This is a genomic window from Pedobacter sp. KACC 23697 (assembly GCF_045348445.1).
GTDB lineage: Bacteria > Bacteroidota > Bacteroidia > Sphingobacteriales > Sphingobacteriaceae > Pedobacter.
In genome coordinates, this window is the sequence record NZ_CP157485.1 from 809,034 (window position 1) to 820,851 (window position 11,818).

Sequence of the window (11,818 nt, forward strand, 5' to 3'; positions counted from 1 at the left end):
ATGGCCTGCCAAAGATGTCTTGTTCATTAGATATGCATTTATAAAGTAAAACCTACCGTATAAATCTGTTTCTTATAGGCACTTGGCGACATGCCCGTAAGTTTTTTAAAAGATTTTGAAAAGTAGGAGAGGTTGTCAAATCCGGTTTGTATGGCAATATCCGAATAGGCAAGCCTGCTGGTAGCAAGTAAATACTGTGCCCGCTCAATCCGTTTTTCAACAATATAATTAACAGGGCGCTGGCCGGTAAAAGTTTTGAATAAACGGGAGAAATAATCGGGATGCTGATTAACACGGGAGGCTAAACTGCCTACAGATAATTCCTGGTGTAAATTGACAAGGATATATCCAACTGTTTCTACAATTTTGGCTGGAGCATGCCCTTCTTCAGGTTTACGCTGTAACTGTGGTTGTAGCAAGCGGCCCATCAGTTGAAGCAGTATACCCTGGGTTTCCAGGTAACTGGCCAAACCCTGCATGTTGTTTAGCTCCTGATATTCTTTATAGTAAATATTTTTCTCATAAATTTTAGGGTCATCAGACCGGTTTATGCCACGGCCCGGATTTATTTCTAGCAATCGCTTAAAAAGATCAATGTCCATCTGCTTCGCTTTAACTTTTGAAACATTTCGGCTTCTGGCAAACAGAGAGTTCCCATCTACAGATTCTTCAAAAAACTGTACAAAATACTGGCTTAAATATCCATTGCAATGTAAATTACAGAGGGTAAAACTGGGTATGATATATAGGTACCCGGGCTCGAGTTTTAAAGAGCCTGATTGGTCAGATACCTCACCGCTACCTTCATCTATATAATAAATACGGTAATAAGGACTGATTACATTTAGGTAATTCCATCTTTCCGATAATTTCACATAGTCTACATTGAGTAGTGAAAAGGTATTCTGCAGTACTCTCTTAATCATTTTTAAATGTCGGATTTTTACAATAAATAGTCTAATTTATTTAAAAATAGATCGGATAACATGTTTATTTTTGAACGTAGTAACCAAATATTAAACCCTTATTACACAAATGAAAAAAAGAATATCTCTGGGCGTGATTGCAATTTCCATGTTGTTAAATGCGTATGCTCAGCAAAACACTAACCCAGAGCAGGGTAAATTCAATACTACAGATGAATCCTTAGAGCAGTATAAATATCCTGAGTGGTTCCGTGATGCCAAGTTTGGTATCTGGTCGCACTGGGGGCCCCAGGCAGTTCCCCGTCAGGGCGATTGGTATGCCCGAGGTATGTACCTGCAGGGCAATGATCAGAACAAATATCATGTGGAACATTATGGAACACCGTCCAAATTTGGTTATAAAGACATTATCCCACTTTGGAAAGCAGAGAAATGGAACCCTGAACAATTAATGGCCCTTTATAAAAAAGCGGGAGCCAAATATTTTGTGAGCATGGGCTCACACCATGACATGTTCTTTTTGTGGAACTCGAAAATTCACAGATGGAATTCGGTAAAAATGGGTCCACATAAAGACGTAGTTGGCCTTTGGCAAAAAGCTGCTAAAAAAGAAGGGCTCCGTTTCGGGATTTCTGAGCATTTGGCTGCAAGTTTCAATTGGTTCCAGCCGAGTCATGGATCAGATAAAACCGGTCAGTTTGCCGGAGTTCCGTATGATGGACACGACCCGCAGTATGCAGACCTGTATCATTTACCTGCTGATTCGAGTAATATAAAAGAATGGTTGACCAATAATCCGGCTTGGCATAAAAAATGGCTGGCATATGTAACCGAATTGATTGATAACTATCATCCTGATCTGCTTTATTCGGATAGCAAGGTTCCTTTTGAAGAATATGGGCGTAAAATGGTTGCACATTATTACAATCAGGATCTGGCTAAAAATAAAGGTAAACTTGAAGCTGTTTACACGCCCAAAGAACCTTCCGGAGGTAAATGGGCGCAGGATGTAGAGCGTGGTGTGCTTGATTCGATCAGTCCTTTTCCATGGCAGACTGATACTTCAATCGGTGATTGGTATTACAGAACAGGGCAACGTTACAAGAATGCAAATGAAATTGCCCAGCTTTTAATTGATGTAGTGAGTAAAAACGGAAACCTGCTGATCAATGTTGTGCAGACTCCTGAGGGTGATTTAGAGCCTGATGTAATTAAGATCGTAACGGAGTTAGGCGAATGGACCAATACATATGGAGAAGGAATTTATGCCACAAGACCCTGGAAAGTATATGGAGAAGGACCATCTACCATTAAATCTAACCAGAAAAAGGGCGATTTTGGCGGATTGACAGATACACGAGGATATGAGGCAACAGATATCCGTTATACCAAAAAGGGAAGTAATCTTTATGCATTTTGTATGAGTATACCCCAAACAGAGATAAAAATGGAATTATTGGGGAAAAATTCCGAATACCTGGAAAAACCGATCAGCTCGGTTACCCTTTTGGGCAGTAAAGAAAAACTGGAATGGACACAAACAGATGGTTCGCTGGTGATCAAAAAACCTAAAAATTATCCTGCCTGGGCGGTAACAGGATTTAAAATAGAATTTAAAAAATAACAAAATACTTAATCTTCTTTGATGGAAACCAAGCGCTCCACACTGGCGGTAATATTGATTACCTCACTGTTCTTTTTATGGGGATTTGCCCATAATCTCGACCCGATATTGATTCCGCATTTAAAACGGTCATTCACGCTCACCACCGTACAGGCCACGTTGGTAGATTCAGCTGTTTTTATCGCCTATTTTGTAATGGCGCTGCCGGCAGGTATCATCATGAAGAAATATGGCTATAAAAGCGGAATTATAATTGGCCTGCTGATATTTTCGGTAGGATGTTATCTGTTTTTACCTGCAGCACAGGTACAGTCTTACCATTTTTTCCTGGCTGCACTTTTTATTATTGCATGTGGACTCACGATTCTGGAAACAGCGGCTAACCCTTATATTACATTGGTAGGGAAACCGGAAACCTCTACTTTCAGGCTAAATCTTGCACAGTCTTTTAACGGACTTGCAGCTTCACTTGCCCCGATCATTGGAGGTAAACTGATCTTGGTAGAGGGCGTGTCAGACAGCGCACTTGCAAAAATGGATCTGGCTATCAGAAAAACGGTACTGGCATCAGAAGCAAGCTCTGTACAGGGACCCTATTTTGTATTGGGAACCGTATTGGTCACACTGGCTGCTGTATTTTATTTTATCAAATTACCCGATATAAGAACAAGTAATGAAGGGCGTGCTAAACAAAGTTTTTGGCAAGTTTTTAAACATAAACATTTATCTTGGGCAATCGCTGCACAGTTTTTTTATGTTGGTGCACAGGTATCAGTATTTAGCTTGTTTATTCTTTATGCAACCAAATCAGCAGGTATTACCGATAAAGAGGCTACTTATTATTTAGGTGTATGTGGTTTTGCGTTTCTGATAGGGCGCTTTTTTACCACATTCCTGATGCGCTTTTTTAAGGCCAGATATTTATTGGTTACCTATGCCTTTATCAGCGCACTGCTCTGCTTTGTTGCTATAATGGCCGCTGGCATGACAACGGTGTATGCCGTTATCGGCATCTGCTTTTTTATGTCGGTCATGTTTCCTACTATTTTCTCTCTGGGCATTAAAGACCTTAAAGAAGATACTGAACTGGGCAGTAGTTTAATTATCATGTCAATTGTGGGTGGTGCCATACTTCCACGTTTTTTTGGATATTTGAGTGATGGAACGGGCAATATCCAAAATGGATATTATGTGCCGTTGGTTTGTTTTGCTGTGATTATACTTTTTGGCTTAATGGGGCAAAAAACGACCAGAAAAGACATCATGAATCAACCTAATGAAATTTTATAATTAAAAATGAATAGATACTGTTTGGCTCTCGATCTTATTGATGATGAGAAACTTATTGCAGAATATGAAGCTTACCATGTTAATGGATGGCCTGAAATTAAACGTAGCATAATCGACTCGGGCATATTGAATATGGAAATCTATCGTATTGCTAACCGCTTGTTTATGGTGATGGAAACAGAAGACGATTTCAGTTTCGAAAAAAAGGCACTGATGGATGCTTCCAATCCAAAGGTAGAGGAATGGGAAACTTTGATGTGGAAATATCAGCAGGCACTACCCTTTGCAAAACCAGGAGAAAAGTGGGTATTAATGAAAAACATATTCCAGTTAAATGGTTAGTGACAATCAACAGCAAGGGCCGGCCCAAAGCCTGCCCCCGGTTATTTTTGGAACCAGTAGTTTGGGAAATCTCTATCAGGCGGTAGATTATGGTGTTAAAGTGGAAATTGTAAAAGCATGTGTAGCTTCATCAAAGCCGGTTGCGTTTTTTGATTCTGCCGGCAAATACGGGGCAGGCCTCGCGTTAGAATCGCTGGGGAAATGTTTGGCAGATTTAAAGGTAGATCCGCAGCAGATAGTCATCAGTAATAAACTGGGCTGGTACAGAACACCGCTTTTAACTCCCGAGCCCACATTCGAGGCAGGTATCTGGAAGGATATTGAACATGATGCGGTGCAGATGATCAGTTACGATGGGATATTAAAGTGTTTTGAACAAGGTAACGAGCTGCTGGGCAATTACCAGGCGCAGATGGTATCGGTACATGATCCTGATGAATATCTTTTTGCAAGCCATAGTGAAGAAGATTATCAGGAACGTTACCAGCAAATCCTTGATGCCTACATGGCATTGGCTGAACTAAAAGCTGCTGGTTTGGTTTCTTCTATAGGTGTTGGTGCAAAAGATTGGAAAATTATCCAGGCTATTGTAGCAGATGTAAAGCTTGATTGGGTGATGATTGCGAACAGTTTAACGATCAAATCGCATCCTCCTGATCTGATTGCATTTATAAAAGCGCTTAACCAAAAAAATATTAAAGTAATTAACTCGGCCATATTTAACGGCGGCTTTTTAACGGGTGGAGATTTTTATAATTACCAGCCGGTGGAAGCCGATAGTTTGACGGGAAAAGCACTTTTGGATTGGAGGGATAAATTTTACCAGGTTTGTAAAAGGTTTGAGATACTTCCTGCCGAGGCCTGTTTCAGTTTTTCTGCAGGTTTTCCAGGCGTAAAAAGTATTGCCTTAAATACCACCCGGCCAGAAAAAGTGGCTATTAATGCCGCACTGGCCCAAAAAGAAATTCCTGCCGGGTTTTGGCAGGAAATGAAAACACAGGGATTGATTGAATTTTTAAAATAACGATGAAAGCATTAATTTGTAATACACCAGGAGAATTTAGTTATATCAGTAAAGAAATGCCATGTGTTGAAGATGGTATGGTATTGCTCAGGATGAGAAGATTGGGGATTTGCGGTACCGATTACCACGCATTTGAAGGCACGCAGCCATTTTTCGAATATCCGAGAATCCTCGGCCACGAAATTGCTGCTGAAGTGGTAGAGGCTGGAGCTGGAGCAAACTTTAAAACTGGAGATCTGGTTACCATTAGTCCATATTTTTATTGTGGGGCCTGCATGGCATGCCGAAGCGGCAGAACGAATTGTTGTGTAAGCCTAAAAGTTTTCGGTGTTCATATTGATGGTGCCATGCAAGAGTATATCACGGTTCCTGCGTCTTCAATTGTTAGCGGTAAAGGATTAACGGTAGATGAACTGGCACTGGTAGAGCCATTGGCTATTGGTGCGCATGGCGTCGGACTGGCACAGTTGAACAAAGGAGATCATGTGGTAATACTCGGTGCCGGCCCCATTGGTTTGGGCACAATTGCTTTTGCCAAAATAAGTGGCGCTGAAGTGATTGTTATTGATGTAAATGATAACAGACTGTCTTTTTGCAGCGGGCGTTTCGGTATTAAGCACACCATAAATCCATTAAAAACAGATGCTTTAACGCAGTTATCAAAAATTACCAATGGAGAAATGGCAAAGGTGGTGATTGACTGTACCGGAAACTTAAACGCCATTAACAATGCCTTCAAATTTTTGGCACATACCGGTAAATTTATCATGATAGGCCTTCAAAAAGGCACGATTGAGGTGGTACATCCTGAGTTTCATAAGCGAGAGGCCGTACTGATGAGCAGTAGGAATGCCTTACCGAATGATTTTGCCTATGTAATTGACTGCATTAGAAAAGGACTGATTAAACCAACGGATTTTATTACCCATACTGTCCCATTTAAGGAGGTTAAAGAAAAATTTAATCATTTGCTTCAAGCTAATGAGTCGCTGATTAAAGCATTGATCGTTTTTGATGAATAATAGTTCCAGGTAATTTGGAAAACAAATTATAATAAATCAAAAAGCAGGGCTAATTTTGATTACCCTGCTTTTTTTAGGGGCACACTCTCGCCTTTGTCAGGCTATATTGCATTCTCAAATTTGATTTATTCAAGGCACTCTTCCGAATTTGATAATTCAGTGTTGTTTTGGCAATTTAAGCTTGCTTTCCGGTAAGCTGCCTTTAACCCGAACATAGCCTTGGCGGGCTCATCCAAATAAATTTATTTGGGGGGCTGTAGAAAAGATGAGTCTCGATCAGAATTAAAATTCAAAAGTTTAAAAGGAATTAAATTGGGTGGTTCCGTTATGCTCAGCTTGACTGGGCAGCTTAATGCTTTTAATCGGAGATAATAATTAATGTCATGATGAATGAAGCTAGGCAGGGGATAGGGAGTTGGAGGATTATTTTAACCCTTAATTTCAAGCCGATATCCCTTAGCGCGGATCACAACAATATTGATGTTGGGATCAAGAACTAGTTTTTTTCTGAGTTTTGATATAAACATATCCAGGCTACGCCCTACAATAACACCTTCATCTTCCCATATCTCTTTTTGCAGCCGACTTCTTTCTATGGTTTCGTTGGGAGACTTTGCGAAGATGAGCAGCAACCTGGTTTCAGTACCGGTTAATTCAATTACCTTTTGATTTATAGTGAGCTTGCGGTTTTTTGCATCAAACACAATTGCACCTAAAGTAATCAGATCTTTATGCTGATCATTATCGGGTAAAGTTCTTCGCGGTTTAACTGATCTGAAAAATATGAAACCAACAAATGCCAGAAATGGCAGGCTGCCCAGAAGATATTCGTTCTTTTTGGTGATGATGCCTGTCGGTTTCAATTTAATGTTGATCATGTAATGCGCTTGTGACTGTTTTCTGCCAACGCAAGCGATAATTTCATCCTTTTGATGTTGAGATATCGCATATCCGTAGGCAACGCTGGAATCCTTTAAATTCAATACTTTAACCACATAATCATTTGCCATAGGGTCTTTGACCAACAAACGTTTAGTTGTATTTACCAGGGAGGCTGGGTCAAAAGTAAACTCACGCGCAAAGCCAATTTGGTACTCATTTTCTGCAACCTTTTTTATCGGGAGCACTCTGGATGTACTGTCGCCCGATTGCAAAAGTAATTCATGTCCGATTTTGCGGAACAAAATTTCCCTTCTGGCCAAATCAAACTCCTCCTCGCCAGTCATACTGAAAGCTGCACAAATGAGGGCTACAAACAGGACCAGCATGAATCCAAAAAGGTATTTACCGTTTCTGGAGAAGCGATTTAGGATATCAAACATATTGTCAATGGTTTATTTACAAAGTTTACATTTTTATTTACAATTCTGCTTCTTCTGACGGAAAAATATCAAGGTAGTTTTGTTGCACCAACTTTAAAAAGATATGAGAAATAAACAAAATTCCTTAAACGAATCTGCTTTATCAGCAGATAGATCGATGTTAATCAAACCTGTAAAAAAGATGAATAAAATTATTTATGCGTTGATCTTACTGATGGTAGTGGTAAGCGGATTAGTATTTGCTAGCCAGAAGATTCAAAATGCTAAGAGGCTAAACCCAAAACTTCTTTCTGCTGAACAGAGAGATGCCATAAAGAAGAAATGGGAGGCTAGCCCTGATGGCGTGAAATTTAAAGAATGGGAAACATCTCCCGCAGGAAAAAATGTACAGGCCAGTGCTGTTAAAATAAGGGGAGATATAAGTGCTTTTACTGATATGGAAGCTGTAGTAACGGGATTATCTTTACCGCCAGGATCAAGATTAGGTTTCGGTGTAATGGCCAGGATTAACGGTGCTGATTACATTGTAAATTTTGAGGCGGAAAAATCGCAACTCGCACAATTGCATAGCATAAACGTTAACGATAAAATAGTGGTCAGAAGCCGTAACCTGTCATACGCACCTAAGTATGCCTATCCAATCATATCGGCCGAATATGTAGAACGGGATGGCAAAGTAATTTTTAAACGTTTACCCCGAAAAGAGGGGTGCTAATCAGATATTAGTGTAATCATTATTTTGTAATTGTATACAGCCTATTATATATGGAAAAATAAGATTTAGCTGTGAGAAAAAATGGAAGACAGTTTCTAAAAACTTTCTTCCATTTTTATTACTCATAAGTTTTATCGATCAGAAAACTCAGGGCATTTTCAATTTCAGATCGTCCATCGGCACTTTTAAGGTCTAATCCACAGAATGTACAATCATTCGTGGTGGCGTAAATGTCCAGGTAATAAATCCCGGAAATCAGTAGTGCAATGATGGCACGGTATCGTTTCGCATTTTCTTTAAAATGTGGATCAGTCAAACCTTCAAATAAGCGTGCGCCGTTCTCTTCACGGTCGTTTGCGAGTTTTTTTAGCGATTTTCGGTTCTCTATTAATCCCCAAAGCAGAATTTTTTGGATATTTTTATTCCTGAAAACATAATCGAACTGAGAGAGGAGCATGGTTTTAGAAAATGTTTTCCCGCCATCGTTTACCACAGTTTCAGTTGATTCGTCTTTTACATTGCTCCAGAAATCCTGCGAGCGGATATATTCATCAATGAGGCCGTCTTTTCCACCAAAATAATTATAGATTAGTTTCTTGTCCAAACCTGCAGTATGTGCAATGTCGTTAACCTTTAGTCCTACGAAACCTTTTGTATGAAGTATTTTTTCTACAGCATCTAAAAACTTCTGCTTACTTTTTTCTTTGTTCCTTAACGATTTAACCCCTGTTTCCTGTTCCATATGATCGAAAATAATCGGCACTTGAAAGTTACACAATCAAATTTAAATATTTTTATCACCAATTGGTGATATATTGTATATTTGTATTGTCGTAGAGATACATAAACAATAATTTATCTCTTCACCAGAACCAAAATATCTTAAACTAAGCAAACAATATGAGAAAGGAAGCTTCCATTACCGCAATATCTGTACAGGAATTACATAAAAAGAAAAAAGGCTTACTGGGTGCATTAATCGGACTTGGCGTGGTTTTACTCATTGCAGGTGTTATTATATTTTACCTCGCTTTTTCATCTAAAATGCCGAAAGTACTTATTATAGTTCCGATTTGCAGTTCACTAACACTTTTGCCAGCTTTCATCAGCTTGTCTCAGATTAATACTGAACTCAAAAACAGAAAGGCCAAACCATAGTTAACCATGTCAACAGTTTGTCTAAATTGTACTGCTCCGGTTACAACTAATTACTGCGCTAACTGCGTACAAAAATCTTTTACACATCGTATTCTATTAAACATTTCATCACCCACGATTTTGTTCATGTTATATGGCGTATGGATAAAGGCATATTATACCTAAAGGACTTTTTTATCCCAACGGGCCACAATTGTGCGCGGATATATCCAGTGTAAAAGGATTCCAAATTTTAATTTTATAACGCTCATCCTGCTCATTCTGACGGTATCAGGTCTCGTAGCGCCATATTCAACATGGCAATATGTCCGATCTGATGCCTAAGGATGGCAAACAATGATGAACGATTTCGCAGATTTTAAAGATCCTTCACTGCGTTCAGAATGACAGCTGCGTATATTCTTTATGGAAGGGACGCGTATGGAAATTACAGGTTATTAAACTTGGAATCCAATTATTTCTAAATTGTCATCCTGAGTGCAACGAAGAATCTTACCCTTTAAAAGATTCTTCACTGCTTTCAGAATGACAGCTGGGGTTATTCTTTATGGAAGGGATGCGTATGGAAATTACCGGTTATTAAACTTGGAATCCAATTACTTCTGAATTGTCATCCTGAGTGCAACGAAGGATCTTACCTTATAAAGATTTTTCACTGCGTTCAGATTGCAGTTGGGGTTATTCTTTATGGAAGGGACGCGTATGGAAATTACCGGTTATTAAACTTGGAATCCAATTACTTCTTAATTGTCATCCTGAGTGCAACGAAGGATCTTACCCTATAAAAGATTCTTCACTGCGTTCAGAATGACAGCTGGGGTTATTCTTTATGGAAGGGACGCGTATGGAAATTACCGGTTATTAAACTTGAAATCCAATTACTTCTGAATTGTCATCCTGAGTGCAACGAAGGATCTTACCCTATAAAAGATTTTTCACTGCGTTCAGAATGACAGCTGGGGTTATTCTTTATGGAAGGGACGCGTATGGAAATTACCGGTTATTAAACTTGAAATCCAATTACTTCTGAATTGTCATCCTGAATGCAACGAAGGATCTTACCCTATAAAAGATTCTTCACTGCGTTCAGAATGACAGCTGGGGTTATTCTTTATGGAAGGGACGCGTATGGAAATTACCGGTTATTAAACTTTAAATCCAATTACTTCTTAATTGTCATCCTGAGTGCAACGAAAGGATCTTAGCCTATAAAAGATTCTTCACTGCTTTAAGAATGACAGCTGGGGTTATTCTTTATGGAAGGGATGCGTATGGAAATTACCGGTTATTAAACTTGAAATCCAATTATTTCTGAATTGTCATCCTGAGTGCAACGAAGGATCTTACCCTATAAAAGATTTTTCACTGCTTTCAGAATGACAGCAAGGGATTTTGAATTGGTTTATAATTGAAATCTTATTTACATCTTATAAGATTTGGATTATATTTTGCTAAATTAAATTTATGATTAATGTTAGCCCGGAAGCAAAACAACAAGCGTTGTTTTTCCTCTCAAAGAACCAGAAAATAGCAGCTGTTAAAGTAATTAAAGACAATAGTAGCTGCGGTTTAAAAGAAGCCAAAGATTATGTAGATGCTTTAGAAGGAGGCGTACAGCCACCTGTAAACAATGTGGCAAATCTGGATGCAGAGCTATTGGTTATTTTGAATCAGGGCAATAAGTTAAATGCCATTAAACATTATAAGGATGCCACAGGTTTGGGGTTGGCAGAAAGTAAAGACTATATTGAAAAGTTGATGCAGTTTAAGGTTAATGGCAATATGGCACAACAAAGCAGGGATACCGATATCAAAAATATCATTTATGATTATGCCGGAAATGACCAGAATCCAATCAAAAATTTTTTGATAAAGCTGTTGATCATTATTTTGGTTGCAGCAGCTTTAACCTATGTTATGTTTAACATTTAGAAAAAATGATGCAATATTTCTGATAGAATTAAAAGGCGTGGATTGAAATTCTTAATTTTATTTCACACACAAATAAATCTTAAGAATATGAAAATTACATTGGATGCTAAATCTCTTCTATTGGGGTTTTTGGGCGCTGGCTTAATGTTTACCGCCATCAGTTTTAAAAATAGTCAGGATCAGACCGGAGGAAGGTACCACACCGAAGTAAATGCGGGAAGTATGGTTGTTATCGTTGATAGTGAAACCGGGAATTACATCATCGCGCCAGAGATAAAGGATTTTGGTAAAGTGCAATGGGTAAAGGGTGAGTTTTATAAGACTTTTAATACCGCGATAGATAATAGCAAGGAATCGAAATAAAATATCGTTGGTATTTTACACTTTATGTATCCTTTCTAAATAGTCATACTGAGTGCAATGAAGGATCTTTAACTGTAAGCAATTGCGTGATAAAAGATTC

Annotated in this window: 12 protein-coding genes; 9 read left to right on the forward strand and 3 right to left on the reverse strand. The window is 38.8% G+C overall.

From position 1 onward, the window contains the following. Positions 1-38: 38 nt before the first annotated feature. Positions 39-926, reverse strand: coding sequence for a helix-turn-helix domain-containing protein (locus ABEG20_RS03425; protein ID WP_406825993.1), 888 nt, complete (start codon positions 924-926; stop codon positions 39-41). Positions 927-1,035: 109 nt separating this feature from the next. Here ABEG20_RS03425 and ABEG20_RS03430 point away from each other — a divergent pair, with 109 nt between their 5' ends. The 5 genes from ABEG20_RS03430 to ABEG20_RS03450 are packed head-to-tail and all read left to right on the forward strand — an operon-like array spanning position 1,036 to position 6,228. Beyond that, positions 1,036-2,550, forward strand: a complete 1,515-nt coding sequence (locus tag ABEG20_RS03430; protein WP_406825994.1) for an alpha-L-fucosidase — start codon at positions 1,036-1,038, stop codon at positions 2,548-2,550. Between the two features lie 21 nt (positions 2,551-2,571). Then, positions 2,572-3,840, forward strand: coding sequence for an L-fucose:H+ symporter permease (gene fucP, locus ABEG20_RS03435; RefSeq protein ID WP_406825995.1), 1,269 nt, complete (start codon positions 2,572-2,574; stop codon positions 3,838-3,840). A gap of 6 nt (positions 3,841-3,846) precedes the next feature. Beyond that, positions 3,847-4,182 (forward strand): L-rhamnose mutarotase, encoded by a 336-nt coding sequence (locus ABEG20_RS03440; protein WP_406825996.1) that lies wholly within the window; start codon positions 3,847-3,849, stop codon positions 4,180-4,182. Further along, positions 4,175-5,206 carry an aldo/keto reductase gene (locus ABEG20_RS03445; protein ID WP_406825997.1) on the forward strand — a complete coding sequence of 344 codons (1,032 nt, stop codon included), beginning with the start codon at positions 4,175-4,177 and terminating at the stop codon, positions 5,204-5,206. Before ABEG20_RS03440 ends, ABEG20_RS03445 begins: the two co-directional genes overlap by 8 nt. A 2-nt stretch (positions 5,207-5,208) precedes the next feature. Beyond that, positions 5,209-6,228: a zinc-binding alcohol dehydrogenase family protein gene (locus ABEG20_RS03450; RefSeq protein ID WP_406825998.1), complete on the forward strand. Its 1,020-nt coding sequence runs from the start codon at positions 5,209-5,211 to the stop codon at positions 6,226-6,228. Between the two features lie 428 nt (positions 6,229-6,656). On the opposite strand, the gene ABEG20_RS03455 is transcribed toward ABEG20_RS03450, so the two are convergent. Continuing rightward, on the reverse strand, positions 6,657-7,550 hold the full coding sequence (locus tag ABEG20_RS03455) for a winged helix-turn-helix domain-containing protein (RefSeq protein WP_406825999.1): 894 nt from the start codon (positions 7,548-7,550) through the stop codon (positions 6,657-6,659). Positions 7,551-7,653: 103 nt separating this feature from the next. Here ABEG20_RS03455 and ABEG20_RS03460 point away from each other — a divergent pair, with 103 nt between their 5' ends. Next, positions 7,654-8,265, forward strand: a complete 612-nt coding sequence (locus tag ABEG20_RS03460; protein WP_406826000.1) for a hypothetical protein — start codon at positions 7,654-7,656, stop codon at positions 8,263-8,265. Positions 8,266-8,383: 118 nt separating this feature from the next. On the opposite strand, the gene ABEG20_RS03465 is transcribed toward ABEG20_RS03460, so the two are convergent. Continuing rightward, entirely contained in the window at positions 8,384-9,007 is a 624-nt protein-coding gene (locus tag ABEG20_RS03465) for a TetR/AcrR family transcriptional regulator (protein WP_406826001.1), read from the reverse strand. A gap of 158 nt (positions 9,008-9,165) precedes the next feature. Here ABEG20_RS03465 and ABEG20_RS03470 point away from each other — a divergent pair, with 158 nt between their 5' ends. The 3 genes from ABEG20_RS03470 to ABEG20_RS03480 all read left to right on the forward strand — a co-directional run bounded on the left by ABEG20_RS03470 (position 9,166) and on the right by ABEG20_RS03480 (position 11,718). Continuing rightward, a complete protein-coding gene (locus ABEG20_RS03470; protein ID WP_406826002.1) occupies positions 9,166-9,423 on the forward strand; it encodes a hypothetical protein in 258 nt (85 codons plus the stop codon). A 1,464-nt stretch (positions 9,424-10,887) separates the two neighbouring features. Beyond that, positions 10,888-11,355, forward strand: coding sequence for a hypothetical protein (locus tag ABEG20_RS03475; protein ID WP_406826003.1), 468 nt, complete (start codon positions 10,888-10,890; stop codon positions 11,353-11,355). An 87-nt stretch (positions 11,356-11,442) separates the two neighbouring features. Continuing rightward, positions 11,443-11,718, forward strand: a complete 276-nt coding sequence (locus ABEG20_RS03480) for a hypothetical protein (RefSeq protein ID WP_406826004.1) — start codon at positions 11,443-11,445, stop codon at positions 11,716-11,718. The last annotated feature ends 100 nt before the right edge of the window (positions 11,719-11,818 follow it).